General features: G+C 49.7%; 32 protein-coding genes. 28 read left to right on the forward strand and 4 right to left on the reverse strand.

Annotated features, from left to right (window positions below; translation table 11 throughout):
- Positions 1-191: 191 nt before the first annotated feature.
- From CDO73_RS26965 to CDO73_RS12180, 18 genes are all read left to right on the forward strand, one after another.
- On the forward strand, positions 192-359 hold the full coding sequence (locus tag CDO73_RS26965; RefSeq protein WP_218821623.1) for a hypothetical protein: 168 nt from the start codon (positions 192-194) through the stop codon (positions 357-359).
- 4 nt (positions 360-363) lie between these two features.
- Positions 364-1,197, forward strand: coding sequence for a tyrosine-type recombinase/integrase (locus tag CDO73_RS12095; protein WP_256972672.1), 834 nt, complete (start codon positions 364-366; stop codon positions 1,195-1,197).
- Positions 1,198-1,308: 111 nt separating this feature from the next.
- The gene (locus tag CDO73_RS12100) at positions 1,309-1,917 is read left to right on the forward strand and encodes a hypothetical protein (RefSeq protein WP_088488784.1); all 609 of its coding nucleotides are present in this window, start codon (positions 1,309-1,311) and stop codon (positions 1,915-1,917) included.
- Between the two features lie 125 nt (positions 1,918-2,042).
- On the forward strand, positions 2,043-2,720 hold the full coding sequence (locus CDO73_RS12105) for a hypothetical protein (RefSeq protein ID WP_088488785.1): 678 nt from the start codon (positions 2,043-2,045) through the stop codon (positions 2,718-2,720).
- 148 nt (positions 2,721-2,868) lie between these two features.
- The gene (locus tag CDO73_RS12110; RefSeq protein WP_088488786.1) at positions 2,869-3,600 is read left to right on the forward strand and encodes a DUF695 domain-containing protein; all 732 of its coding nucleotides are present in this window, start codon (positions 2,869-2,871) and stop codon (positions 3,598-3,600) included.
- Between the two features lie 124 nt (positions 3,601-3,724).
- Positions 3,725-3,973 carry a hypothetical protein gene (locus CDO73_RS12115; RefSeq protein ID WP_256972673.1) on the forward strand — a complete coding sequence of 83 codons (249 nt, stop codon included), beginning with the start codon at positions 3,725-3,727 and terminating at the stop codon, positions 3,971-3,973.
- Between the two features lie 32 nt (positions 3,974-4,005).
- On the forward strand, positions 4,006-4,437 hold the full coding sequence (locus CDO73_RS12120) for a hypothetical protein (protein WP_088488787.1): 432 nt from the start codon (positions 4,006-4,008) through the stop codon (positions 4,435-4,437).
- Positions 4,438-5,481: 1,044 nt separating this feature from the next.
- Positions 5,482-6,027: a GNAT family N-acetyltransferase gene (locus tag CDO73_RS12130; RefSeq protein ID WP_088489121.1), complete on the forward strand. Its 546-nt coding sequence runs from the start codon at positions 5,482-5,484 to the stop codon at positions 6,025-6,027.
- Between the two features lie 39 nt (positions 6,028-6,066).
- Positions 6,067-6,399: a DUF2834 domain-containing protein gene (locus CDO73_RS12135; protein ID WP_256972694.1), complete on the forward strand. Its 333-nt coding sequence runs from the start codon at positions 6,067-6,069 to the stop codon at positions 6,397-6,399.
- Between the two features lie 41 nt (positions 6,400-6,440).
- Positions 6,441-6,914 (forward strand): hypothetical protein, encoded by a 474-nt coding sequence (locus CDO73_RS12140; RefSeq protein WP_088488789.1) that lies wholly within the window; start codon positions 6,441-6,443, stop codon positions 6,912-6,914.
- Positions 6,915-6,949: 35 nt separating this feature from the next.
- Positions 6,950-7,315 (forward strand): hypothetical protein, encoded by a 366-nt coding sequence (locus CDO73_RS12145; protein ID WP_088488790.1) that lies wholly within the window; start codon positions 6,950-6,952, stop codon positions 7,313-7,315.
- On the forward strand, positions 7,312-7,776 hold the full coding sequence (locus CDO73_RS12150) for a hypothetical protein (RefSeq protein WP_088488791.1): 465 nt from the start codon (positions 7,312-7,314) through the stop codon (positions 7,774-7,776). Before CDO73_RS12145 ends, CDO73_RS12150 begins: the two co-directional genes overlap by 4 nt.
- A 16-nt stretch (positions 7,777-7,792) precedes the next feature.
- Complete coding sequence (locus CDO73_RS12155) at positions 7,793-8,542, forward strand: hypothetical protein (RefSeq protein WP_143536127.1); 750 nt, start codon at positions 7,793-7,795, stop codon at positions 8,540-8,542.
- A gap of 52 nt (positions 8,543-8,594) precedes the next feature.
- Complete coding sequence (locus CDO73_RS12160; protein WP_088488793.1) at positions 8,595-8,963, forward strand: hypothetical protein; 369 nt, start codon at positions 8,595-8,597, stop codon at positions 8,961-8,963.
- Between the two features lie 89 nt (positions 8,964-9,052).
- Positions 9,053-9,541, forward strand: coding sequence for a DUF6985 domain-containing protein (locus tag CDO73_RS12165; RefSeq protein ID WP_088488794.1), 489 nt, complete (start codon positions 9,053-9,055; stop codon positions 9,539-9,541).
- Positions 9,542-9,553: 12 nt separating this feature from the next.
- Positions 9,554-10,213, forward strand: a complete 660-nt coding sequence (locus tag CDO73_RS12170; protein ID WP_088488795.1) for a DUF4279 domain-containing protein — start codon at positions 9,554-9,556, stop codon at positions 10,211-10,213.
- A gap of 37 nt (positions 10,214-10,250) precedes the next feature.
- Complete coding sequence (locus tag CDO73_RS12175; RefSeq protein ID WP_088488796.1) at positions 10,251-10,700, forward strand: DUF1569 domain-containing protein; 450 nt, start codon at positions 10,251-10,253, stop codon at positions 10,698-10,700.
- Positions 10,701-10,921: 221 nt separating this feature from the next.
- The gene (locus CDO73_RS12180) at positions 10,922-12,523 is read left to right on the forward strand and encodes a S41 family peptidase (protein ID WP_179218681.1); all 1,602 of its coding nucleotides are present in this window, start codon (positions 10,922-10,924) and stop codon (positions 12,521-12,523) included.
- 92 nt (positions 12,524-12,615) lie between these two features.
- On the opposite strand, the gene CDO73_RS12185 is transcribed toward CDO73_RS12180, so the two are convergent.
- The 3 genes from CDO73_RS12185 to CDO73_RS12195 form a co-directional block, all read right to left on the reverse strand.
- On the reverse strand, positions 12,616-12,828 hold the full coding sequence (locus CDO73_RS12185; protein ID WP_088488798.1) for a hypothetical protein: 213 nt from the start codon (positions 12,826-12,828) through the stop codon (positions 12,616-12,618).
- 79 nt (positions 12,829-12,907) lie between these two features.
- Positions 12,908-13,870, reverse strand: a complete 963-nt coding sequence (locus CDO73_RS12190) for a hypothetical protein (protein ID WP_088488799.1) — start codon at positions 13,868-13,870, stop codon at positions 12,908-12,910.
- Between the two features lie 312 nt (positions 13,871-14,182).
- Complete coding sequence (locus CDO73_RS12195; protein ID WP_088488800.1) at positions 14,183-15,043, reverse strand: NAD-dependent epimerase/dehydratase family protein; 861 nt, start codon at positions 15,041-15,043, stop codon at positions 14,183-14,185.
- Between the two features lie 200 nt (positions 15,044-15,243).
- On the opposite strand from CDO73_RS12195, the gene CDO73_RS12200 reads away from it, so the two are divergent.
- From CDO73_RS12200 to CDO73_RS12210, 3 genes are read left to right on the forward strand one after another with little or no spacing between them, the layout of a single operon-like run.
- Positions 15,244-15,918 (forward strand): HAD family hydrolase, encoded by a 675-nt coding sequence (locus CDO73_RS12200; RefSeq protein ID WP_088488801.1) that lies wholly within the window; start codon positions 15,244-15,246, stop codon positions 15,916-15,918.
- A 17-nt stretch (positions 15,919-15,935) separates the two neighbouring features.
- Entirely contained in the window at positions 15,936-16,769 is an 834-nt protein-coding gene (locus CDO73_RS12205; RefSeq protein WP_088488802.1) for an alpha/beta fold hydrolase, read from the forward strand.
- Positions 16,770-16,784: 15 nt separating this feature from the next.
- A complete protein-coding gene (locus tag CDO73_RS12210; RefSeq protein ID WP_088488803.1) occupies positions 16,785-17,387 on the forward strand; it encodes a transglutaminase-like domain-containing protein in 603 nt (200 codons plus the stop codon).
- A gap of 10 nt (positions 17,388-17,397) precedes the next feature.
- Here CDO73_RS12210 and CDO73_RS12215 read toward each other — a convergent pair whose 3' ends face one another.
- A complete protein-coding gene (locus tag CDO73_RS12215; RefSeq protein ID WP_088488804.1) occupies positions 17,398-18,147 on the reverse strand; it encodes an alpha/beta hydrolase in 750 nt (249 codons plus the stop codon).
- Positions 18,148-18,352: 205 nt separating this feature from the next.
- Between CDO73_RS12215 and CDO73_RS12220 the strand changes: the two genes are divergently transcribed.
- From CDO73_RS12220 to CDO73_RS12250, 7 genes are all read left to right on the forward strand, one after another.
- Positions 18,353-18,706 (forward strand): DUF3817 domain-containing protein, encoded by a 354-nt coding sequence (locus CDO73_RS12220; RefSeq protein WP_088488805.1) that lies wholly within the window; start codon positions 18,353-18,355, stop codon positions 18,704-18,706.
- Between the two features lie 152 nt (positions 18,707-18,858).
- A complete protein-coding gene (locus CDO73_RS12225; RefSeq protein ID WP_088488806.1) occupies positions 18,859-19,173 on the forward strand; it encodes a GRAM domain-containing protein in 315 nt (104 codons plus the stop codon).
- Positions 19,170-19,511 (forward strand): sugar phosphate isomerase/epimerase family protein, encoded by a 342-nt coding sequence (locus CDO73_RS12230; RefSeq protein WP_088488807.1) that lies wholly within the window; start codon positions 19,170-19,172, stop codon positions 19,509-19,511. Before CDO73_RS12225 ends, CDO73_RS12230 begins: the two co-directional genes overlap by 4 nt.
- A 23-nt stretch (positions 19,512-19,534) precedes the next feature.
- Positions 19,535-20,797 (forward strand): FAD-binding protein, encoded by a 1,263-nt coding sequence (locus CDO73_RS12235; protein WP_088488808.1) that lies wholly within the window; start codon positions 19,535-19,537, stop codon positions 20,795-20,797.
- A gap of 75 nt (positions 20,798-20,872) precedes the next feature.
- Positions 20,873-21,853 carry an NAD(P)H-quinone oxidoreductase gene (locus CDO73_RS12240; protein ID WP_088489123.1) on the forward strand — a complete coding sequence of 327 codons (981 nt, stop codon included), beginning with the start codon at positions 20,873-20,875 and terminating at the stop codon, positions 21,851-21,853.
- A gap of 151 nt (positions 21,854-22,004) precedes the next feature.
- Positions 22,005-23,267: an SMI1/KNR4 family protein gene (locus tag CDO73_RS12245; RefSeq protein ID WP_179218682.1), complete on the forward strand. Its 1,263-nt coding sequence runs from the start codon at positions 22,005-22,007 to the stop codon at positions 23,265-23,267.
- Between the two features lie 20 nt (positions 23,268-23,287).
- The gene (locus tag CDO73_RS12250; protein WP_088488810.1) at positions 23,288-23,779 is read left to right on the forward strand and encodes a hypothetical protein; all 492 of its coding nucleotides are present in this window, start codon (positions 23,288-23,290) and stop codon (positions 23,777-23,779) included.
- The last annotated feature ends 98 nt before the right edge of the window (positions 23,780-23,877 follow it).

Here is a 23,877-nt window from a genome sequence, read left to right on the forward strand (position 1 = left end):
ATCGAATTTGTGCTTCGCGTCACTGTCGAGTAGACAGAAATTTCAGATCGTTTTACTATAAACTTAACGTCATACAGCAAGTGCCGAAAGAATCGGGCCTTGAGATGGACTTCCATCTTCAGGGCCTTTTTTATGCGAAAACCAGATTTCCAAAAATTGAATGCGATGATAAACTGAGGAGGCAAGCGAGGATGAATATCGATTTAATTTATAGAGATGAACGGACTCTCGGAGTAAAAATAACAAGTTTCGATTCGGGTAGCTTAAAAGACGTTCATGCCGTGCCCGGGCGAAAATGGGTGCAAGAAAACAAGATCTGGACCATCCCTTACTATGAAATCTTCAGTTTGGAATCCTGAACGTATGCAGGAGTTGAAAGATTCGCTCCGAGCAAGAGGATACAGCACCAAGACCATCAAAGCCTATAAATCGCAGACGCAGCGCTTTTTCGAGAATGCGGAGATGCCAAACCTGACACCGAGCAGCGAACAGGTGAAAAAGTATGCGTTGGCTATGCTGGAGAAAGGTTATTCTCACGCCCACGTCAATCAAGCCATTAGCGCGCTGAAATTCTATTTCCGTCATGTGCTGAAGGAGCCCAACTCTAACAACTATATTCGACCCAAAAAGGAGAACAAGCTCCCTAACGTCTTGTCTCTTGCCGAGGTTGTGCGTTTGCTCAAAGGCGTAAAAAACTTAAAGCACCAAACCCTTTTATATCTCACCTATACTTCGGGGCTGCGGGTAAGCGAGGTCGTTCGTCTGAAGCTTGAAGATTGCGATCGAGAACGAAAAGTGGTGAAGGTTCGGCAGGGTAAAGGGAGGAAAGATCGGCAGACACTGTTATCGGAGGCGGCGGTGCAGGTATTGGATCGATACATGGAGCAAGAGAACCCGCAGAATTGGCTGTTCCCCGGACAACGAGCCGACCGACACTTGACCGAGCGTTCCGCGCAAAAAGTGTTCGAAAAAGCGCTGCTACAAGCCAATATTCGCAAAGAAGTCAGCATCCACTCGCTCCGGCATTCGTTTGCTACGCATTTGCTGGAGAATGGGATTGATCTTCGCTATATTCAGGAGTTATTAGGCCATCAGAGCGTACGAACGACCGAGCGATATACTCACGTTAGCCGGAGAGATATTGGCAAGATTCAGAGCCCTTTGGATCGGTTGAACGAGTGTGAAGAAGAATATTGAGCGGGCTAGTTCGTAAATCCCCGGAGTAACGGGAATGGACGAAGTTCGTGAATAAGACGTTATACGAAATCATCCACTGACTAAACTATTTTATAAAGAGGGTAAACAAAAATGAATTCTAATAATCTCTCATGGAAAAGTATTTACTCGTCTTGGAGATACTTCGTTCAAGAGGAATGCTATGAATCCTTCGAAAACTTAGCTTTTAAACAGATTCAAATAAAAGCTCAATTGAATCCTAAACTCGATGTAGGAACTGGCATAATAGATTGGTGGCCAAGCAATGAAGTAGAGTTAAGAATACAAAATTTAAATGATAGAGGGATTAGTGGTGCGAAGTGGAATACCATAAAAGGCTTTAAACGAACTGCTGAAATACTGTGGGATAATAAAGAGAATAAAGAACAACAAGCTCTAATTTGGATTCTTGCTGGGTTGAACGAAATAATGCACCATCTTCCAGAAGAGTGGAGAGGAGATCCATATAGATTTATTCGTGAAGTAAGACTGAATATAATGCAAGAGCTTAAAGAAAGAAATATGGAGTATTGGAATTCCTCAATCAAAAGGTTCTTACCAGTTACTGTAGATAAGTTTTTAAAATTATATTCTACCCCAATGAATATATATAATCTAATGAATATAGTAGCCATTGATAATATCTTTTCTAAAAACTCTTGGACATTAGTGAATGTCTCTCGTGAGGAAGACTTCGTCTAACATAATATTCACGTTGCGGACATCCGTCCTGAGTCCGGCATACGCCGGACCCCCGACATGCTTCGAGTCGTGAATACAGGAACGTTATCCGAAACTACTTAAATCCAATGTTGAGGTGACTTGCTTTGGAGATAATAAAAAGAAACCTAGATGAAAGTACTATAGAAGTATCAGCAATCAACAAGGAATATATAAAATTTTTCGGTGATTTTTTTGAGGATGAAAATAGAGGTATAGATCTATTAAAGACTTGTTATGAAATGAGTGAACAAGATGTTAGACCAAGAAGAATCATAAATAATATTGCCAGACTAATATCGTTGGGAGACGAACTTATATCATTGAAGCCAGGTAGACATGGACTGGCGATCTTTTATTGGATAGTGAGCATTGAAGCAGTGAGTAACATAGCTAATCAAGGTGAAAAGGAAAGGTATAAAATTAAGATTATTAGAGATTTTTTTGAAGAATACATTAATGAGATAGATAAGGAGTTTCTATTAAGGCATATCGAAAGAGCAATCATAGATATGCGCGAAGAAAATTCATCGGAAATAAGTCTAAGTATCATAGCTACGATCTTTTATAACATTAGACATGATTTTGTACATGAAGGCATTTATTCGAATTTCCATTTTAGTTCAGCTAACGAAGAGAGAGTTTTGAACTCTTTAGTTATGAAAGAACATGGTAAAGATGTAGAAGAAGAAAGAACTTACTATGTATCAATCACTTATGAACAGATGAGAAAAATAATAATTAATGGACTTTTGAATTTATTGAAAAGACAGATGGATAATTAATAGTCCATTTAAGGAAAAGTAGCATCGGATAACATAATATTCAAGCTGCGGGCATAAGCCCTTGATCCGGCAGTCGCCGGATACTCGACATACGTCGAGTCGTGAATACAGGAACGTTAGACGAAATTTCCTTAAAGGAGAGTCAAAAATGTCAAATCATTGGGATATTTATTTTTCTACAATAGAAGAGCATTTTGCATCCATCGTTTTAGATATGGGTATTTGGAAAGAAGTAGATCAAAGGCAGTTTTCTTTTCCCATGGCTTTGAGATTTAAAATTAAAAATCCAAATAAGAGCGGTATTCCTATAGATCGAGAGGCAGAAATAATAAATGATTTAGAAGACAGAATAATTAATGAAATCAATGGTACCGGATATCATGTTGGACGAGTAACAACTAACGGAATAAGAGATTTATTTTTTTATTTTAGCCAAGATTATGATTTGTCTTCGCTGGCAGGTCCGATATTTTTAGAACATGGATATGATATTGAAACATTTTCTATTAATGAAGAAGAGCCTTGGGGATTTTATTTTAACTTCTTATATCCAAACGAGTATGAAATTCAACATATGGGAAATCGGAAGGTATTAGAGTCTCTTCGTACTTCTGGTGATTCTTTAGAAGAATCAAGACGTGTAGATCACTGGATAGAATTTAGAAGTGATATGGACAAACTAGGTTTCATCAAAAAAGTAGAATCACTGGATTTCAAGATTGAACAAGAACATCAGTCTACAGACGCAATTACACTTCGGATTTATCGAGCAGATAGAGTAGACCCACAATCAATAAATGATCTTACAGATCTGTTGGTCGATTTAGTAAATGAATTTAATGCAAGGTATGAGGGTTGGGAAACACAAGTAATTAAGTAGCGATTCAAAGCAGCATCCGCACCACCTAGCCGCATCGCGGCTGGCTGCTACGCAGCCTTAAGGTGGCGGGACGTCGTAAATGCGGAACGTTGTATGAAATCCCTACAAGGCATAAGGAGAAATAATGAAAAAAATAAGTCATTTACAAACAAAACTTGCAAGCCGCTTTGCTGATCTGGATCCCAATAAAGAAGAAAATAAAAACACAAAGTTTGCTGATTTGATTATTGATGATAGGTCACTTTATCAAACGCTTAAGAAGCATGATTTAGTACCTTCCCTTGGATGGGGAAGTGACAAGTTGCAAAGGCTATACGGATCAAGGGCTGTTCGGATAATATGCATAAGAATTCCGAACAAGATAATCAAATAAATAACAATCCTTCAAAGGAGGAAGAAGATAAAATGTATACCTACAAGGCTATTTCCGAAGAAGATCTAACACTAGGATTTTCAAAATTTCTTGATACCGGTATTTATGCAGGTGAAGAAAGCGCAAAGTTTAGAGGATCGCTTCTTACTTTATTTGGTGAACCGTTATATCAATCAGATAATGCTGAAGGTGCATACCATTATGTAATTGAAGTAAGCCATGATACAAGCAAGTGGCATTTTATGGTTTATGATGGCCCTTCAGGGCCTGCAATTGGTTACGATCGAAAGGAAAATCAACCAAATGCAATAGAGTCCGCAAAAGCTTTACTAGAGAAAATTAGAGAAACACCACCTTCTGATTTTAATGAAGTCATCTATTACGAAGACTTCGGCTCAAAAATTACATACGGGTGTAAGAATGGAGAATGTTTTTATAAAGAAGAAAATGAAGAAAGTCATTAGAATCTGAAGGTGTTTTATAGAGGATATTAACTTCAGCTAACATCATATTCGTGCAGCGGGCATTCGTCCTTGATCCGGCAGCCGCCGGATGCTCGACATACGTCGGGGCGTGAATACAAGAATGTTATGTGTACTCCCCAAAACGATAAAAACCTTTTAACATCGAGGTGAATCCCCATTCTTTCCAACCCTTTTTCTTTCTTTAAAATCTATCGACTAAAGCAAGAACTACAAATCGTGAAGCCTATATTTGAGATCATGAAGGATCGGAAAGAGATCTTTACCAACCATTGGGAAACCCGATCAGAAGCTTACCCTTCACTACGAGAACCAGATGTTCGCGAGGTTTGGAAGTATACGAAAGAAAAACTAATTGAATTGAAAGTGTATTTAAATACAAAGAGGTCAGATCGAAAGACAGAGGAAATCATAAAATTCTACAAAGAACATGTCGAACTACTTTTAAAAGATCATCAAAGAGAACAAACAGAATATCCAGGGAACTACATGTATTTTTACAACGAGTTGCTTTTAGGATCGGAAAGATATTTGACGATCCAAAATGAATTAAAGAAGTTAGGTTGTGAAATCGAAGAAGAGGGGAGCAACACATAACATCATATTCGAGCTGTAGGCATACGCCTTTGATCCGGCATTCGCCGGATACTCGACATGCGTTAAAGTGAAATTTACTTTACTTCGTTACCTTTTGACTGGCATACCGATACGAAGCAAACGGCATTAAGGATTATAGAGAATGAAGAAGCCCGAAGAATCAATGCGTATTTTAGAGTAGAGCATGGTTATCATATTTTTAGTTTTAAGCCTAAAGATCGAGCAGAAGATACTCAGTGCTTGATAGGTGCGAAAGCCATTAAATATAGGGTGAAAGAATAATTTTTGTACAAGAAATTCGCATGGCTGAGAGTAGAACTCGCCCCACGATCTTTGACCAGCTAACCGAGATGATAAGAAAACATGAAAATCTGACATTGATTCTGGAGTAGCGAAGGTACGGAAAGATGAATGAGAGGACAGATAAACATGATCACTCTTGAATATTTCGAACCTGCCGACTTTGCTTCGCTTATTGAATGGAGCGGAGACGAAGAGTTTTTGCTTCAATGGTCCGGGCCTGATTTTAAATATCCGCTAATGATCGATCAATTGACTCGTTATGTACAAGATGCGAATGATAGAAGAACCTCTAATAAATTTATCTACAAAGCAGTCGAGCAGCATACGAACGAACTTGTAGGCCATGTGTCTCTTGGGAACGTAGACCGATCTAATCGATCAGGAAGAATCGGCAAAGTCCTGCTGAGCCCGAATCATAGAGGCAAAGGGTACGGAAAACAGCTCATTGATCGTGTACTGCATATCGGATTTAACGAATTTGAATTACATCGAATTAGCTTAGGTGTATTCGATTTCAATATCTCGGCTATACAGTGTTATGAGAGTGCGGGTTTTGTGAGAGAAGGATTGCTTAGAGATGCGAGAAAGTACAAAGACAACTATTGGAATCTGATCGAGATGAGTATTTTAGAAGAGGAATGGAGAAAAAAAGATACACCTACAAACGAATGAACAGACGGAAAGTACGTGTATAAAACCATAACGGTCGAGGTGAGAAAATTGAAATATTTCTACGGCGTGTTATCGATTCTGGGGCTTGTTATTCCTTACATGCAGTTCGTCCCTTGGCTGGGCGAGAACGGATTTAATCTAAGCCTACTCTTGAGCGAAGCGGCAGCGAATCGAATCAGTTCTTTTGCTTGGCTGGATATCCTTGCTTCTGTAGTTGTTCTGATCGGATTTATTCTCTATGAAGGCAGGCGAGTCGGCGTAAAATACCAGTGGCTCCCGATCGTCGGAACGTTAACCGTGGGCGTCTCGTTGGGATTGCCTTTATTTTTATTGCTGCGCGAGATTCGAATGGAGAAAATGAAAGAACGTTGAGAAGCGTCGATTATGAAGATCTCGATAAGGATGGATAAACATTGATAGAGAGCCGAACTAAGGAAGTTTTAAAACGTTTAATTTATACATACAGCGACATTCCACTTCCTTTATCGAATTCCCTATGGAATCCTGATGATGCTGAGCTTCTGAAACGGATCGGTTTGTTCGACGGCTCCTACTCCTTGGCCGCTAGTATCGAAGACATCTTGCTGGAGCATCGTTGCGTTATGAAGTTCGGCGATCGGGTGCGTTTGGCTAACCGGATCTGGGCGGCGGCGTATCCGAATTACCCCTACAAAGTCGCTTGGCATGAGGGGTGTCAGGGGTATTTTGAAATTTGGAAAGAACTCGCGACAAACCGATTCTACTTGGAGTGCGACGAATGCTCGATTCAAGTCGATTCTCCTGAAGATTTGACTCGGCATAAGGCTTCCGAACGTTTCTACGGCCTGTCCGTCTATCCGACAGTGGAAGAATTAAAAGCGATCGATTGGTTCAAGCTGATCCTCTGATCGACTCCAGCCCAAGCGAAGAAAGGACGGGGAATATGGAACATTTATCGAACGAAAGCAAGCTCGAATCCATTCAATCCATGAAGTCGACGCTGCATAAATTGGAGAGTGCTTTAGCTCAGATGACGGAGAACGGTACCAATACCACGCTCGTCAAAAAAAGGCTTCACGCTATCCACGTCGGTCTAGCCGCGCTCGAACAGGTTTGGAATCACAGCCCTCTTTCCCATACGCAAGAAGATCTGACAGAAGCCCGAAAAGTCATAGTCGGTCTGCTCCCGTCGGTCGAGAGCAGCTATGAACGATCTAAAGCGGGCAGCCCGCAAAAAACGCTGCTGGAAAGACGCATCAAAGCGCTGCATCAATCGGTTCAAGCGATCGACGAACTGGCTGCCCGATGAGCCGCGCGGTCGTCAAGAAAACGAATAAAGCGATGCAGCGTTTATTAAATGAGCTTGTTCCGATGGATGAACCTTTGGAATGCGATTTGTTTGATCCTATTTTTGACGAGTGGGACGATTGCATCCTTATGGACGGTTCGGGGTTGGAAGAGATGAATTCGATCGAAGAAACGGTTTATCCGGACCGAACAGCTCTGGAAGCTTCGATCAATCATTATCATATGGAGAATCTCGAAATGGGTTTAGACCTTATGGCGAATTGGGAAAAGCATTTGAAAGCGAAGTATCCGGAACGGTCGTTTATGTTGATTCTAAGTTCCACGCTCGAAGGCGAAGAAGTCGTGATTCGATTCTACCAATTGAGAAAAGACGAACCCGAGTGGCTTGAACGGAAAGACCTTGAAAAGTATAAAGAGGAAGCGATCTTGGCTGTCGAGGTACTGAGTATAAACGTATGTTGAAAGGTTGAATGAATAAGTGGAAAATTCAGATATCTTAAATAAGGCTAAAACGCTCCGCAATATGTATCTGTCAGGTCTGCTCGGAGGCGAAATAATGCCCGAAGATGCCAATCCCGAGCTGCCTAAGCATTCCGCGCAAAACTATCTTTATTTTACGCTGCCTATGGCACTCAATTATCAGAGAAATTCCTACACCTTATGGGAGTCGGCCAAACATGCTTATCTGGATCAGGAGACGACAAGCATTTTCGATCCTTCTTATGTGGTTTCGATTGAGGAAGAGAAGCTGAGATCGTTATTGCTAAAGCATAAAGTAGCCCTGCAGCCAAATAAACATGTAGCGACATGGTTGGCATTATGCCAAACTCTGCACAGGGATTTCGAAGGAGATATCCGGAATTTATTTATAGCCTGCCGTTGGGATATTCCGAACCTTCTTCATTACATGCAAAAAGAACATAAAAAGGATTTTCCTTATTTGTGCGGACCGAAGATCTGCAACTACTGGCTGTACGTGATGAGTACCTACACGGATGCCGAGTTAACAGGCAAGGAATATTTATCAATCGCACCCGACACTCACGTAATCCAAGCTTCCCGCAAATTAGGTCTGATCGAGGAGAAAGATCTGGAAAGTCACAATTTGCAAAGTCTCATTAATGCGGTATGGAGCGAACATTTGGCCGGAAGCGAGTTGACTTTGATCGATCTGCATACTCCGCTTTGGCTGTGGAGTCGAGGCGGTTTCCGAGACCTGTTTGAATGATTGCAAGAAATCCGGCTTATATTCGATCAAAAAAACACAAGAGGTGAACCCGATGAGCTTCGATCTGGCAGTCTGGTACCCGGCCAAGAACTTAACGAACGAAGAAGCAAGAGAAGTGTACATACAGTTGTGCGAAGGGGAAATCGACGCTGTTAGGCCGCATGAAGCGATAGACCGCTTTTATTCGGCTGTTACGTCCATGCATCCCGAGATCGATGAAGTCGCGGACGAAGATATCGACGATCTGGACGTGTGTCCGTGGAGTAATGCTTTCGACCGGTCGCCGGGGCATCTGATCCTAAGCTGCGTATGGTCGAAAGCGGAATACGTCGAGGAGCTGATCGTGAAACTCGCGAGGGAGTACGGATTGGCTGTGTACAACCCTCAGACCGGTGAATATGTACGTCCACATACGGAATAAGGTTTTCGACGAAACTTGTATTTGATAAATCCAAAGCGAAGTGTCTTTCCTATTGGAAAAGACATTCTGATTGAGGAGAGGAGGCCGCAATGACTGAAAAGTTTCGTTTGGAACGCGTCGGTGCGGATGATGCCGCAGACGAAGAGACGCTTTCCGGATTCGGACCTTTCGCTTTATTCGGAAATGAGGCGGAATATCGTTTTCGGACGGAAGATATGAGTCTGGAAGAAGCCGAACTCTATATTCATAATGTCTTGAATCAACTGCCGGAACCGGTCGTCGATGAACTATGCAAGCAAGCCTGCGAATGGAAAAACGCTCAATTGTCCGCTAATACGGCAGACTATCCGGCAAGATTGGCCGAAGCGCAAGGCAGAAGCATCTTGGAGTTTATGTCTGTAGGGGAAGTTCATCTCTATCGCAATCCTTATGACCGAGACGATCCCGTCTTCGGCGCTATTGTCAGCGGCGGCGCGGACTGGGACTCCGAGAACGGTATGGAGATTGTGCTGCGGGGAAGCCGAGTTCTTGAAGTGCGCGAGTATCTGGGCTATGGCGAGTTTGCGATTTGGGACTAAGGGGAGACGCCTATGATCATCGAAGAGATCCGAAGAGCTGTACTCGACGAAATCGCGGTTCCGCGATTCGAATTGACCAAACAATATTTGTCCGTTAATACGTTAGTGGTCAAGGAAGGCCTCCCGCAGATCGAGCAGATCGACATTTGCGAACGCGAACAAACGGCGGAGGTCTATTTCCCGATCGTGGGCGAGGACTATTATTTCGTCATTTATTTGGACTTGGCTCCCAAAGTATCTGTCCGCTTCATGGGGATGGAAGCCGGAAGCCGAGTCTATTTCTCCGCTAGTTCTTCCGTCATCGATCTGGAGGAGCTTATTCAGGATCTCGATCGGCAGCCGACGGAGACTTGGCAAAAAGGAACCCGGATACCGAATCGAAGGGCCGAGCGGTTTTATGAAGACAGCGGCTTTACATACGAGATCAACGGGAGCAACAGCGGAACCGCGGATCAAAAAATTGCTCAACTGATCGATATGCTGGATGGCTTGAGCTTGGATCGGGTATTAAATTCGCAAGACATCCATCGGGAAATCCAAGTCGTCTATTACGGATACAAAGATCAAATGTGGGGGATTCACCTCGAACCGGATACCCTCATGAAATTGGCCAAGTTGAACGCTCATATCGATATCGATCTATACGCGAGCGGTCCGGATCTGCCTGAGTGACGCATCTAATCTGTCTTTTCGTAAAGGAGCTGCCCGAATGAATAACATCTTCGAACGCAATCATGCAGAATCCATCATCGCCCGAATCCGACAATTAAGCCCGGATTTGCAGCCGTGTTGGGGCAAGATGAATGCCGCGCAAATGTTGGCTCATTGCAGCGCTTTTCAGAAGGTTGCGACAGGAGAAACCGTTCATGCGAGAAGTTGGCTCGGACTCGCGGTAGGGAGATTCGCCAAACCCGTTTTCTACAACGATAAACCGCTCCCGCAGAACATGTCCACGATTCCCGGCATTCGGATTGCGGACGAAAGAGTATTCGAAGAGGAGCAAGAACAATTGATCCGAAGCCTTACCGCTTTTCAACAAAACGGCCCGGAGAAATGTACGGGCAATCCGCATCCTTTTTTCGGCAGACTGTCTGCGGAAGAATGGGGTAGAGGCGTCTACAAACATCTGGATCATCATCTGCGGCAGTTTGACGTATAGTCGAGAAGCGAGCGTTAACGGATAGAAACAAGAGCGTTCGCTTGTATCCGAAGGAGGCCGGGATGAGCAAGAAAAAAGTTATCTTTTTATGCCTTCTGCTATCTGCGCTAGCTTTGTTGATGTATTCGGCTCTCCCAAAAAGCGAGCATGCTAAAGAGAAGAATCGGCAGCAGGAAAAGGTGTACGATTTCGAACAAGGAAGCGGGATGAAGTTTTCAGCCTTGTCTGAACAAAAGATCGACGAACTTGCGAAGCTCGGCAAAGTGTGGGGGCTGATGAAGTATCATCATCCTAAATTCATCTCGAGCGAAGCGAACGGAGACGAAGAGTTTTTTCGCACCCTGCATAAGATTCTGGAAGATCATGCGGACGTAAACGCGATTCTGTATGACTGGGTCAAAGCGTTGGATACGGAGATCGTTCCCGAAGAGCTGCAAGCGCCTTACCGTGTGCTCGCAAGTTCGGTGCAGCGGAGTCCGAATACCGGTTGGGTCAAAGATCGGCAGGACCTCGGCGGCAAATTGAGTCTTGAGTTATCCAAGCTTCTGACCGCTCATATTACCGAACGCGAAGGGGCTTATGTCAGTTTTAAAAATGCTTCGGGTTATTTCGATATGGGGAGGGAACGACCGTATTATCAAATGAAATTTGACGACACGGGGTATCGACTGCTGGGTTTGTTCCGGTATTGGAATATCATCGAATATTATTACCCTTATAAGAATCAGAACGGAGAAGATTGGGATCAAGTGCTTCGGGAATTTATCCCTAAGATCATAGCCGGCGACGATTACGATTCGTATTTCAAGACTTTGGCCGAACTGACCGCAAGAGTCCATGATTCTCATGTCAATTTGGTCGGAGAAAAAAGAAAAGATGTCGCGAGCACTTTCGGCAAGTATCAGCTTCCCGTCAGCTTCGTCGAGATCGACGGTCGGATCGTAATCGATCAAGTGTTTGGCGATTGCGGGCTTAAGCTCGGAGACATCGTATTAAAAATCGACGGCGTCGATATCCAAGAGATCGCAAAGAATCGGAGAACTTACATTTCGCAATCGCGAGAAGACACGTCTCCCGTATTTTTCCGTTCTCTGCTTCGAATCGATCAGCGGAACGCTTCCGTTGCGGTAAATCGCCGGGGCAAAGAGATTGTTGTCCGCGCTTCGGGTTTTGCTTATGCTTCCGAATTTCAGATAAGCACTCCTTCGCAGGTTATGGAGAACGGCGATATTTATTATATGAATGCGGGAAAAATGCAGGACGCGGAAGTCGACCGCATCATGAAGGAACATCGGAACACCAAAGGTCTAATCGTCGATCTGAGAAACCACCCGAAAACGGAACTTTCGTACGTGTTGGCAGAGTATCTGGTCTCTTCTCCGACCGAATTTGCTCTTTTTTCGATGCCTAACCGCGCGATTCCCGGCGAGTTTGATTATACGCAGCCCGAAGTTTCGGGGAGAACTGCAAATACGGATCATGATCTGTATCAAGGCAAGGTGGTTCTCTTGATCAACGAACATACGATCAGCAACGGCGAGACCGTGGCGATGTCCCTCAGAAACGGCAAAAACGTCGTTTTATTAGGCAGGCCGACCGCCGGAGCCAACGGGGATGTGGTCGAATTCAGCTTGCCGGGAAATATCAAAACTCGTATCAGCGGATTCGGCGTATTCGATCCCGAGAAAGGTCCGATTCAAGGCGTAGGCGTCCAGCCTGATATTTACCTACAGCCTACCGTCGAAGGAATCGTGCAGGGCAAGGATGAGTATATCGAGAAAGCGATCGAACTGATCGAAGAAGAGGCTGTTTTTACACGATGAGATCAAGAGAACGGTCGAGAAGATTAACCGTCTTTGAACTTAAAAAACACAGCCGCCTTTTGAAGGCGACTGTGTTTATGCTGCATTCGTTTTTACCTGCCGTTTCCTGCATTCGTGTTCTTCAGCTTCTTATATAAGGTCGCCATCATCGCTGCGCCGATCAACCAGAAGACGATCACGACAAACATCGACGGAAAGCGGGACACGGAAGCCAAATACACGACGCCGATCAGCATCAAGACCAGATAAACGGCGGTGGCGATCAAGTTCCGAACGATACGCTGGCGTTCAGATCCATCATTCATGATTTCAGCTCCCTTCTGTCACGAAGAGGATAAGCAGTCGATAAGGAGGCCCGATCGATCTTCGTAGGCCTGCGCATCGTTACAATTTTTGCAGGACCACGTTGTATACGCCGTTGTCCAACATCTCGTCGTACGTTCGGGTATCGCCTCCGTCGTGAACCTGACCGTATTTGCTGTCTACTGTAGCCGTGACGATAAACTGTTCGCTTTTCAGGCCCAACAGTCCTTGCGAATAGACCTCGATTTCGGTCAGATACTTTTTCGCCGAGAAGCTGCGGATCGGTTTGTCGATCACCACGCCTGCCGCCGAATACAGAAGCGTCCGCAGCAGCACCGTCAAGCCGCCTTTGGTCAGAATGACATCCACAACTGCGGCTATGGTCGCGACGAGTGTGCCCGCGCTGACGTTCAGCTCATAGTGTTTGGTATCCTGCACGGTTTGCTTTTGATACAGATAACCGTACTGATTCCAAGCCGTATTGTATTTGCTTTTGACCAGATTGAATCCCGGAGACGCGGCGGCCGCCGCTTTACCTTCGATCGCCGAAGGCGCGGCATTCGGAGCCGAATTCGGGCTGAAGCCCTGCTCGGCATTGGACTGCTCGAATCCTTCGGATAACGCTTTCTCGTCTTCGGCCGGAATCTCCGAGCTTACTTTGACCAAGTCGTCCGCTTTTTGGACCGTCTTTTGTCCTTCGGCATCGACCGTGGTCACCGTACCTTTTTGCTTATCGTAAGTGGCTTCGGCCACCAATTCTCCATTGATAAATTGCTTGACGTTTCTTTGGCCGGAATTATCCAAGACCTCGAAATTCGAAGTATCGCCTTGGTCGTTCAGTTGATAAGAAGCTTCGACTTTGGTCGATCCGTTCTCGGTAGAGCTGGTATGCGAGAGTTCCTTGATTGCTCCTGCTTGAGCTTGCATCCCGCCGATCTTTGCGTTTGCTCCGTTAATCTCGTTAGCGTGGGCATTACTGGAGAAGCCCACCAGACTTGCGCTTGCCAGAACCACCGTCGCGACAGCCGAATTCAGTTTTTTCATCGTATAATTCCTCCTCTTATTTTTTTTGCTGATCTTTCCTCCTTTTCTTTTTTTTTGCATTTTATAAAACATCCATTCGTTTGTCAAACGCGTGCTTTTTTTAGCTTTAATCGATTTTTCGGCGCTTTTTATTTGTAAAGGCTTATAAGTATGGACGCCTGCGAACGAACAAAAGTTGGTTTTTTTTATGATAAAAAAAGAAGATCGGTTCATCGAATGCGGATCGGACGCGAAAAAAAAGGCGGAGATCCGAGATCTCCGCTTGCCCGCTTGAACTTGTCGGATTGTCGATTCGAAAGCAGAAGCTGCGGTTTATTCGCCGCTTTGCAGCGTGGCCGGAAATCCTTCGCGCCATGAAGCGAATCTCGGCTGCCAGCCTGCGCGAAGCGCCTTCGCGTTCGAAGCTCCGCGTTCGCCCCGCCCGCTTCCCGGTACGATTCGAGGAGCAGGGGCGTGCAGCGCTTCGGCATAGACCGGTACCCATTCCGTACCGGCTGCCGGCTCGCTGTCCGCAATATTGTAAATGCCCGGCGTCCAGTTCAGCGCCAGCACGGCTGCCGCTGCCGCGTCTTCCGTATGCACGAAGGAGGTTACGCCTTCCGCGGCAGGCAGCTCCCCGAGTCGGGCCTGCTCCGCGAACAATCCGTTCGGCGCGTACCAAGTACCTTCGCCGTACAGCACGGCATAGCGCAGAATGACGGATTCGGACATTTCTGCCACCGCCGTCTCCAGCGCATGAACCCCGCGTACGCTGGTCAACTGCGGTTCTGGCGCTTCGAAATCGAGCGGGCATTCTTCCGTCGCCGGTCCTTCGCCGGGCGCATAGGTCATGGTAATGCTCTGCGCGATCATGCGGCGAACGCCCGCAGCGAGCGAAGCGTCGACCAGATTACGCGTGCCTTCGATGCGGATTCGCGCATTGGCGGCCGTGTCCATCGTCTGCAAAGCCGTCAATTGGTGAATGACGATCTCGGGCGAAGCTTCGGCAAGCGCTTGGAACAGAGCTTCGCGATCGAAGACGTCGGCCTGCACGGACGAAGCTCCGGCTTCCTGCAATTTCTTCGCTTGTTCCGGATTGCGGATCAGTCCGACCACTTCATGTCCTTCTTGGACCAACAGGGGAATCAGACTTCTCCCGATCACGCCGCTGGCTCCGGCTACTAAAATTTTCATCCTATCAGACCTCCTTTAGCTATTCATACAGAAGACTATTCGGCGGCCTGATTTGTGACAACGAACGAAGCGGCTTGATGATTCGAAGGTCTAACCCGCTTTTTGCATGTCAGGCAGGGAGAAGCGTCTTCATGTCGAATGAAGCAGGGACGGGACAAGCGCGCAGGACCCGATTTCGCACATACCGAAGGAGAACGACTATGACGCAATCGCTTATTTTCGATATGGACGGCACGCTTTTTCAGACGGATAAGATTCTGGAGATTTCGCTGGCAGAAGCTTTCGCTCATCTCCGATCGCTCGGACAATGGGACGCAGGGACGCCGATCGGCAAGTACCGCGAGATCATGGGCGTACCGCTACCGAAAGTCTGGGAGACGCTGCTGCCGGATCATTCGCCGGAATGGCGCGAGCAGGTCGACGCTTATTTTCTGGAGCGGCTGATCGTGAACATCAAGGCCGGCAAAGGCGCACTGTATCCGCAAGTCGAAGAAGTGTTCGAAACGCTTACGCAAAACGGCCATCCGATCTATATCGCCAGCAACGGCTTGATCGACTACTTGAGCGCCATCGTCGGCTATTACGGTCTGGATCGTTGGGTAACGGAAGTGTTCAGCATCCAGCAGATCGAGTCGTTGAACAAATCCGATCTGGTCCGAATCATCGTGAACAAATACGAAATTACGGACGGAGCGGTCGTCGGGGATCGGTTGTCGGATATTCGGGCGGCGCAAGATAACGGACTGCTTGCGATCGGCTGCCGCTTCGACTTCGCGCAGGAAGACGAGCTGGCGCAGGCGGATACGGTCATCGACGGGTTAGACGAATTGATCGCGAAGTTGCGGCAAGCGACAGGGAGCGTTCCATCATCCTAAGATTGGGAGGAACATGCATGAGCGAAAAACGCATAGACACAGGTACAATCACTCTTCACACGGAAAGTTTCGGCAATCCGGACGATCCGGCGCTGCTGCTGATCATGGGCGCGCAGTCTTCGATGATCTGGTGGGAAGAAGCTTTTTGTCGGCGTTTGGCGGAAAACGGGCTGTTCGTCATCCGTTACGACAACCGCGACACGGGGCGGTCTACGACCTGCGAGCCGGGACAGCCGGATTACGGATTGGAAGATATGGCCGAAGACGCGGTGAGCGTGCTGGATGCTTACGGGATCGGGCAGGCGCATGTGATGGGGATGTCGCTGGGCGGGATGTTGGCGCAGATCGTCGCTTTGCGGCATCCGAGCCGAGTGCTGAGTCTGGCGCTGCTCGCGACGTCGAACTTCGCCGCGCATCTGCCGCCGATGGAAGAGAAGGTCGCGACGTTTTTTGCCGGTATGGGCGAGATGGATCTGACGGACCGGGAAGCCTTTATTCGGTTCACGATCGACCGTTCGCGGGTGCTGGTCGGTTCGAAACACGAGTTTGACGAGTACAAAACAGCCCGGTTCGCCGCGGGAGATTTCGATCGGGCGAATAATCCGGTCAGCATGACCAATCATGCGCTGCTCGCCGGCGGCGAGTCGGAGATGGCGCGAACCGCCGAGATCGGCGTGCCGGTGCTGGTGATCCACGGCACCGAAGACCCGATCATCCCTTACGCGCACGGCGAGCATCTGGCCCGGGTGCTGCCGAACGCGAAGCTGCTGACGCTCGCGGGCAGCGGCCATGAACCGCACGAAGACGACTGGCCGATCGTGATCGAGGCGATCGCGCAGCAGGTCGGATAAGAAAGGATGAAGACGATGCAGCTTAGACAATCTGCCGATTCGCTGGAAGCCTATCTGCAGCATTCGGCGTATCTGGACTTTCATGACGCCGATATTCAGGAACGAATCGCAAGCTTCGATCAGAAGGCGGAAATCGAGCGGGTACGGGCGGCCTACGAATTCGTACGCGACGAGATCAGCCATTCGATGGATATTCGCAGCGCGGAAGTGACGCGTCGGGCTTCCGAGGTGCTGCGTCAAGGACACGGTATCTGCTACGCCAAGGCGCATCTGCTGGCGGCGCTGCTGCGGGGAATGGGTATTCCGTCGGGGATCGTTTACCAGCGTTTGGCGTGGGACGACGCGATTGAAGGCGGGCATAGTCTCCATGCGCTCAACACGGTATATCTGCGGGAAGCGGGAAAATGGATCCGATTGGACGCTCGCGGCAACAAGCCGGGCGTCGATGCGCAATTCGCCGTCGATGCCGAACAGTTGGCTTACCGTCCGCGCGAAGAACTGAACGAGATCGATTACGACCTTAATTTCCATGAACCGCATCCTTCCGTGATCGACGCGTTGGAAGGGTATGACGACTGCCTACGGATGTGCGAAGAAGGACTTCCGGCGAAGCTGTAGGCCATCGGGTTTAGCGATCCGCCCAATCCAACCCTTCCAGAAAATGATGCACGTCGGCAAAAACCTGCTCCTGTTCCGGTCCGAGCGTCAGGATATGTCCGGATTCCGGATAGACTTTGTAACTTTTATGCGGATTCGGGATTCGTTCGTAAATGGCGGCCGCGCTGTCGAGGTACAGAGGATGATCCAATCCGCCCTGCATGACGGCGGTCGGCGCTTCGATCTCTTGCAGCCGTTCGCCGGTGCGGGCGATCAACTGCTGAAGCACGTCGAGCTGCCGGCGAGGAAGATCGTTCAGCGCTTCGGTCTCGCTCTGCACCGCTTCCGGCGATTTGCCTTCGAACGTTTTGTATTGGCGCGCGTAGATGCGGATACGTTCGAACAATTCGTCGGCGCTTTTGCCGCGGATCGGAGCGCACATGGAGACGATTCCGGTGACCGGGTATTCCATGCCGAGCTGAAGCGCGAATACGCCGCCCAGCGAGACGCCCGCTACGGCGATCCGTTCATAGCCTTTGGCGCGCAGCAGCCGGTAACCGATTTCGGCGTCCCGCCACCAACCGTAAGGCGATAATTCGAGCAGTTCTTCGGCGCTCCCGCCGTGTCCGGCATACAGCGGCGCATGGCAGGTATACCCTCGGGCATGCAGGTAGCGCCCCAGTTTGCGCACGTCGGCCGGATTGCCGGTGAACCCGTGCAGCAGCAGAACGGCGCGCGGACCGGCTTCGTAGGTAAAAGGCTGAGGCGGGATCATTTTCATCGGAAATCTCTCCGTTTCGTGTAAGGTGTGCAGGCGCTGTTCGTCCTCTATATCTAACCATACATATGCGCCGCGTTAAAGTTGAGAAGCTCTTCCGACATCCGTTACAATGGGGAAGATGGACATCATCGGGACGCTTGCGTAAGCGCATGGGTGACGGTTACCTCGGTTTACGCAAACGCCTTCATTCTGTAAGGAGGTTATCATGCTCAAGACGGTATTGGGAAGATTTATGGTGATCGGGGTGCTCGAAGGGATCTCGTTCCTGCTGCTGCTTCTCGTCGCGATGCCGCTCAAGTATGCCGCGAACGTGGATCAAGCGGTCACGATCGTGGGCGGCGCGCACGGCGCGTTGTTCGTGCTCTATATTCTGGCCGCGCTGCACGCGTTCATGGAACTGAGATGGGGCGTCAAGAAGCTGCTACTCGCGTTCGTCGCGGCCGTACTTCCTGCCGGTACGTTCGTGTTCGAGGCGCATCTTAAGAAAGAGATTCGTGCCGGACGCATGTACGGGACGGTGGAAGAAGCCGATCGTTCGAGAACGCGGCGGGCCGGCTGATCGTAAGGCTTGGTTTATCGGAGTCCAAGGCGGAGAATCGTCTCGGGCTCTTTTTCGCATGCTCGAATCGATTCCTGTATTTTCCGCGAGATGATAAACTAAAAGAGTGACCGAAAGGATGGAACGAATTTCGGAAGAATGGAGCGAGCCAGATGAGAGACCGCGATCCGGGCGAATATTTAGTCAAAGGCAATATATTGGCGAATCTGTTCAGAGGGATGGAAGGGGTAGGCGGCAAGATCGATATCACGAACGAACGGGTCATTTTCAAAGCGCACAGCCTGAATTTTCAACGGGAACCGCTCGAGATTCGGATCAGCGAGATCCAACATGTCGGCAAAAGAAGCACGTGGGGCATCATTCCGAACGGCATGGAGATCGCGACGCGCAAAGGAGAGACCTACAAATTCGTTCTGTACAACCGCGGGAACGTAATCAAAACGATCAACGAACTGCGGAATGCTTGAGCGGCGCACAGCGGCAAATTCGAAACGGACAGGAGACGAACAAACATCATTATTTCCCGGATGCCGATCTGCTCGGCCGATACGGTTCCCGATTGAAAGCGCTCCATCTCCACGACGATAACGGAAGTTGGGGGCAGCACGGGCTTCCGCTTGACGGTTCGCTGGATTGGCCGAAAATCATGAAGAATATCGCGGCAACCGGTTATTCGGGAGCCGCCGCGATCGAACCGATGAATTGGGATTACTTGAATCTGTCGCCGGAAGAGTTTTTGCGCCGTGCCTTCGAACGGGCTAAGCAGGCAGAAGATTTGTTCATTCATGAAGGAAGCGCTCTATAAATTGAAACTTGGGAGGACTTCGAATGAGTTATCAAAACTGGGCAGGCAACTTTACGTACGGCGCGACCGACATGATCTATCCCGAAAACGTGGAGCATCTCCGGCAGTTGGTTAAAGAGCACCGGAAAGTCAAAGTTTCGGGCAGCGGGCATACGTTTAATTCCATCACGGATACGGACGGCATCTTCGTTTCGCTGCGGCATCGGAACCGCATGTTGGAATTAAACGAAGAACGCGGCACGGTAACGGTCGAAGGAGGGATCGCGTACGGGGAACTGTGCGCGCAGCTTGCTCTGACCGATTATGCGCTGCATAATCTGGCTTCGCTGCCTCATATCACGGTCGCCGGCGCCGCAGCTACGGCGACCCACGGTTCGGGCAGCGAAAACGGAAGCTTGGCGGCGGCGGTGGAAGGGATCGAACTGGTCGACGCCAACGGAGAGCTGCATACGTTCAGCCGCGGCGATGCGGAATTCGCCGGCGTCGTCGTGAATCTCGGCGCGCTCGGCGTCGTGACGAAGCTGACGCTGAAAGTCGTACCGGCTTATTCCGTCAGACAGTTCGTTTATGAGAATCTGCCGCTTTCGCAGCTTGAAGCAAACGCCGAAGGCATCTTCTCGGGGGCTTACAGCGTCAGTTTGTTCACGGATTGGCAGCAGCCGAGATTCCATCAGGTCTGGACCAAATGCCGGGAAGAAGACGGCACAAGCTATGCTGGACATGCGGACTATTACGGAGCGCTGCCCGCGACGAGCCCTCTGCATCCGCTTCCGGACATGGATGCGGAAAACTGCACGGAGCAGCTCGGCAAGCCGGGGATGTGGCATGAGCGGCTCGCGCATTTCCGGATGGAATTTACGCCGAGTGCCGGCAAAGAGCTGCAAAGCGAGTACTTGATGCCGCGGGAGCATGTCTATGAAGCGGCGCTTGCCGTTCACGGATTGCGCGAGCATCTTGCGCCGATTCTGTTCGTCAGCGAGTTGCGGACGATCGCGGCGGACGATTTATGGCTGAGCCCTTTTCGCGATCAGCCTTCGGTCGCATTCCACTTCACGTGGCGAGACGACTGGCAGGCGGTCGAGCGCGTGCTCCCGCTGCTGGAAGCGGCGCTGGCGCCATTCGGCGCGCGTCCGCATTGGGGCAAGCTGTTTACGGTACCGGCCGACGTTCTGCAGCAGCAATTCGACAAGCTGCCGGAGTTTCGGAAGTTGATCGACAAGTATGACCCTGACGGAAAATTCAGCAATGCGTTTCTGGATACTTATATTCGCCCGGCCCGAACCTGATCAAGCCGATCGCGCTGGGCATCATCCGGACTAAGTCGTCCGAACATCGACAAAGGAGTGCATACAACTATGAATATGAAAGCCATCATCGTCGAACGGCAGAACGGCGCAAACGCATTGAAATTGACGGATCTTCCCGCGCCGGAGCCGGCCGCAGGCGAACTGCGGGTACGCGTTCGCGCCGCGGCCGTCAATCGGACGGATATCGTGACCCGAGAAGGCCGATCCGGCTATGCGGTCAATCCGATCTTGGGCGTAGAGATCGCGGGGATCGTCGAGCAGGCGGAAGAAGGAAGCGGCTTTGCTCCCGGCGACCGCGTCATGGGCTTGGTCAACGGCGGCGGATACGCGGAATACGCCGTCATGCCGGCGGACCGCGCGATGAAGATTCCGGCGGGCTATACGTTCGAGCAGGCCGCGGCAGTGCCCGAAGTATTCCTGACCGCTTATCAGACGCTGTATTGGATCGGACGGCTCCAGCCCGGCGAGTCCGTGCTGATCCATGCCGGCGCGAGCGGCGTAGGCACGGCGGCGATTCAGCTTGCCAAGACGCTCAGCAGGGCGAAAGTGATCGTGACGGCCGGATCGCGGGAGAAGCTCGATTTCTGCGAAAATCTGGGCGCGGACGTGCTGATCAATTACAAAGAGCAGTCTTTCGAAAAAGAAGTGCTTGCGGCCACGGACGGACAGGGCGTCGATCTGATTCTGGATTTCGTCGGCGCGGATTATTGGGACAAGAACCTGGAGAGCGTGAAAAAAGAAGGACGCTGGGTGCTGATCGGCATTTTGGGCGGCATTCAGGTCGAGCAGGTGAATCTGTTCGCGCTTATGTCCAAATGCGTGCAGCTGACCGGCACGCTGCTCACGCCGCGAAGCGACGACTACAAAGCGCGGCTTACCGCCGACTTCGTCCGGGAAGTGATGCCGCACATGGCGGCGGGCGAGATCAAGCCGATCGTCGATACGGTTTTCCCGTTGGAGGAAGCGATGTCGGCCCAGACGCATATGGAAGAGAATCGGAATATCGGGAAAATCGTGTTGAGCGTGGCGGAGTAACGGTCCGGGAAGGAAATGTTTGGATAGGAGAGGATTTTTGTTGAATTTCGGAAAAATAAAAAAAACTGCCGGTTCTGAAGAACCGGGGCGAACGCATGAAGAAGTGCCGAAGTCGGCTGTTTCTTCCCAAACGGAGCGAATTATCGCAAAATTGCCGCTTGCGGCACACGAAGGCAGTCTACGCAAAGTGTTCGGCGCAAGCAGCCATCAATATAAGCTGAACGAGCCGCTTGCGGCCGAGGCGATCGAAGCGTTCGAGCGCAAGCACGGCATCGAGCTGCCGGAAGAATTGACGGATTTCCTGACTGCCGTCGGCGACGGAGGAGCAGGTCCTCAGTACGGCATCTACCGGCTTGAACGAATGGAAAAAGAGTCGGCCCGGTTGGCAGAACCCTGCCGGCTGCGGCCGGATTTCACCGACGACGAATGGCGGCAGTTGGAAGCTTGGTGCGAAGAGCAGGCGGAAGAAGCCGGCGACGAGGCTTACGATGCGGACGGGCAGCGGATGTTTCAAGGAACGCTGTGTATCGGAACGCAGGGCTGCAGCTATGATACGGTATTGGTACTGAACGGACCGTACCGCGGCAGGATCGCTTATATCGACCGCGATTTTCAGAAGCCTTTTTTTACTTACGAACCGAACTTCTTGGATTGGTACGAACGTTGGCTGGACGAGCTGATCGCAGGCTATAAAGTCGACAGCTTCGGCAATCTGCGTCCCGGCGGAGAAGCCGAGCTGCTGGCGTTGTTCGACGCGGCCGACGACGAGCCTACGAAGCTGGAAGCGATTCGGGGCTTGTCCAAGCTTCCGTCGCTGCAGCCGGACACGATCGCGCGGCTGCGCGGCATTTACCGGCAGACGGAGCCTTTTTCGCCGCTGGCTCGTCTGACGCTGAACTATTTGGCCGAAGCCGATTATTCTTTCGCGGAAGCGGACTTGCTGGATGAACTGAGCAGCGGACCGGAAGCGCAAGACCGGGAGTCGGCGGCACAGATGATCCGGACCCATATTCCGGTCGAGACGCTGCGGAATCGGATTCCCGTCTTCGTCAAACGGCTGCACGAGGAACAGGATCACGATGTCGTTTTCTTGCTGTTGATGATCTTGGAAAAAGCGGAAGGGATCGATTTCGACGTTCTTCGTCCACTGTTTATTCATTCGGATGCCGGGATTCGCGCAACTGCGCTGCACTATGCGGGTAAGCTCCCTGACAAAGCCCGGCATCTAAGCGTTTTTCGCGCGGGACTGGAAGATTCCGATTCCGGCGTGAACCGCAACGCCATGCAGGCTCTGGAGGAATACGGCGGCGATACGGAAGCGTGGCTGCGCGACCTGATGCTTCATCCCGACGCCGAGACGCGGGATAATGCGAAAGTTCTGTTGGAGCTGTGGCCGTCGGACGAACGCCGGTGACAGGAGGAAGAAGGGGAATCATGACGTATCAATTTCTGATCACGCTGTCTATTAGCGAGCTGATCTGTTACCCGGACGAAGACGAGGACGATCACGAAGCGGACGAACGGGTGAGCCGCTTAGCCGAACAGCTGGGAATCGAGTTCCCGATCGCGGAGATCTATGATCGGTATCTGGACATGCCGATCAATACGGGCGACGTGCTGCTTTTTCGCGGAGCCCGCGAAGACGGATGCCTCGCGATCGATACGTATCGGGAACCGTACGACCAGCTCGATACCGTTCGGTTCGGCGGGCAGATCTCCGACGGAGACGAACGTCTGTCGATCGTGCGAGGGTTGTTCCGGGAACTGTACGACGGTTGCGCGACGAAATTTCTTTACCAAGAAGGGCAAAGCGTGCTGAGTCGGATGATCGATCCTTCCGCTTACCCGCGCGCGATTCGGATGGAGGACTACCTCTATGAACAGCGGCTGAAGATATTCGACGGCAAAAAATTTGCGGTTGATTGAGCCCGTCTTATGCCGCGCAAAAAAACGGATTTCAAGGCTGCCCTTGAAATCCGTTTTTTTATTTTTGGAGAAGCCGCATCCGACTCCAGCTCGTCCTT

The organism is Saccharibacillus sp. O23, assembly GCF_002205895.1.
GTDB lineage: Bacteria > Bacillota > Bacilli > Paenibacillales > Paenibacillaceae > Saccharibacillus.

Excerpts from the sequence above, each read along its gene's own strand:
- CDO73_RS12200 (WP_088488801.1), top strand. The coding sequence starts at position 15,244 with ATGACGCAATCGCTTATTTTCGATATGGACGGCACGCTTTTTCAGACG.
- CDO73_RS12190 (WP_088488799.1), bottom strand. The coding sequence starts at position 13,870 with ATGAAAAAACTGAATTCGGCTGTCGCGACGGTGGTTCTGGCAAGCGCA.
- CDO73_RS12160 (WP_088488793.1), top strand. The coding sequence starts at position 8,595 with ATGAGCTTCGATCTGGCAGTCTGGTACCCGGCCAAGAACTTAACGAAC.
- CDO73_RS12235 (WP_088488808.1), top strand. The coding sequence starts at position 19,535 with ATGAGTTATCAAAACTGGGCAGGCAACTTTACGTACGGCGCGACCGAC.
- CDO73_RS12175 (WP_088488796.1), top strand. The coding sequence starts at position 10,251 with ATGAATAACATCTTCGAACGCAATCATGCAGAATCCATCATCGCCCGA.
- CDO73_RS12120 (WP_088488787.1), top strand. The coding sequence starts at position 4,006 with ATGTATACCTACAAGGCTATTTCCGAAGAAGATCTAACACTAGGATTT.
- CDO73_RS12215 (WP_088488804.1), bottom strand. The coding sequence starts at position 18,147 with ATGAAAATGATCCCGCCTCAGCCTTTTACCTACGAAGCCGGTCCGCGC.
- CDO73_RS12240 (WP_088489123.1), top strand. The coding sequence starts at position 20,873 with ATGAAAGCCATCATCGTCGAACGGCAGAACGGCGCAAACGCATTGAAA.
- CDO73_RS12150 (WP_088488791.1), top strand. The coding sequence starts at position 7,312 with ATGAGCCGCGCGGTCGTCAAGAAAACGAATAAAGCGATGCAGCGTTTA.
- CDO73_RS12225 (WP_088488806.1), top strand. The coding sequence starts at position 18,859 with ATGAGAGACCGCGATCCGGGCGAATATTTAGTCAAAGGCAATATATTG.
- CDO73_RS12100 (WP_088488784.1), top strand. The coding sequence starts at position 1,309 with ATGAATTCTAATAATCTCTCATGGAAAAGTATTTACTCGTCTTGGAGA.
- CDO73_RS12115 (WP_256972673.1), top strand. The coding sequence starts at position 3,725 with ATGAAAAAAATAAGTCATTTACAAACAAAACTTGCAAGCCGCTTTGCT.
- CDO73_RS12185 (WP_088488798.1), bottom strand. The coding sequence starts at position 12,828 with ATGAATGATGGATCTGAACGCCAGCGTATCGTTCGGAACTTGATCGCC.
- CDO73_RS26965 (WP_218821623.1), top strand. The coding sequence starts at position 192 with ATGAATATCGATTTAATTTATAGAGATGAACGGACTCTCGGAGTAAAA.
- CDO73_RS12195 (WP_088488800.1), bottom strand. The coding sequence starts at position 15,043 with ATGAAAATTTTAGTAGCCGGAGCCAGCGGCGTGATCGGGAGAAGTCTG.
- CDO73_RS12250 (WP_088488810.1), top strand. The coding sequence starts at position 23,288 with ATGACGTATCAATTTCTGATCACGCTGTCTATTAGCGAGCTGATCTGT.
- CDO73_RS12220 (WP_088488805.1), top strand. The coding sequence starts at position 18,353 with ATGCTCAAGACGGTATTGGGAAGATTTATGGTGATCGGGGTGCTCGAA.
- CDO73_RS12210 (WP_088488803.1), top strand. The coding sequence starts at position 16,785 with ATGCAGCTTAGACAATCTGCCGATTCGCTGGAAGCCTATCTGCAGCAT.
- CDO73_RS12205 (WP_088488802.1), top strand. The coding sequence starts at position 15,936 with ATGAGCGAAAAACGCATAGACACAGGTACAATCACTCTTCACACGGAA.
- CDO73_RS12165 (WP_088488794.1), top strand. The coding sequence starts at position 9,053 with ATGACTGAAAAGTTTCGTTTGGAACGCGTCGGTGCGGATGATGCCGCA.
- CDO73_RS12170 (WP_088488795.1), top strand. The coding sequence starts at position 9,554 with ATGATCATCGAAGAGATCCGAAGAGCTGTACTCGACGAAATCGCGGTT.
- CDO73_RS12130 (WP_088489121.1), top strand. The coding sequence starts at position 5,482 with ATGATCACTCTTGAATATTTCGAACCTGCCGACTTTGCTTCGCTTATT.
- CDO73_RS12095 (WP_256972672.1), top strand. The coding sequence starts at position 364 with ATGCAGGAGTTGAAAGATTCGCTCCGAGCAAGAGGATACAGCACCAAG.
- CDO73_RS12110 (WP_088488786.1), top strand. The coding sequence starts at position 2,869 with ATGTCAAATCATTGGGATATTTATTTTTCTACAATAGAAGAGCATTTT.
- CDO73_RS12145 (WP_088488790.1), top strand. The coding sequence starts at position 6,950 with ATGGAACATTTATCGAACGAAAGCAAGCTCGAATCCATTCAATCCATG.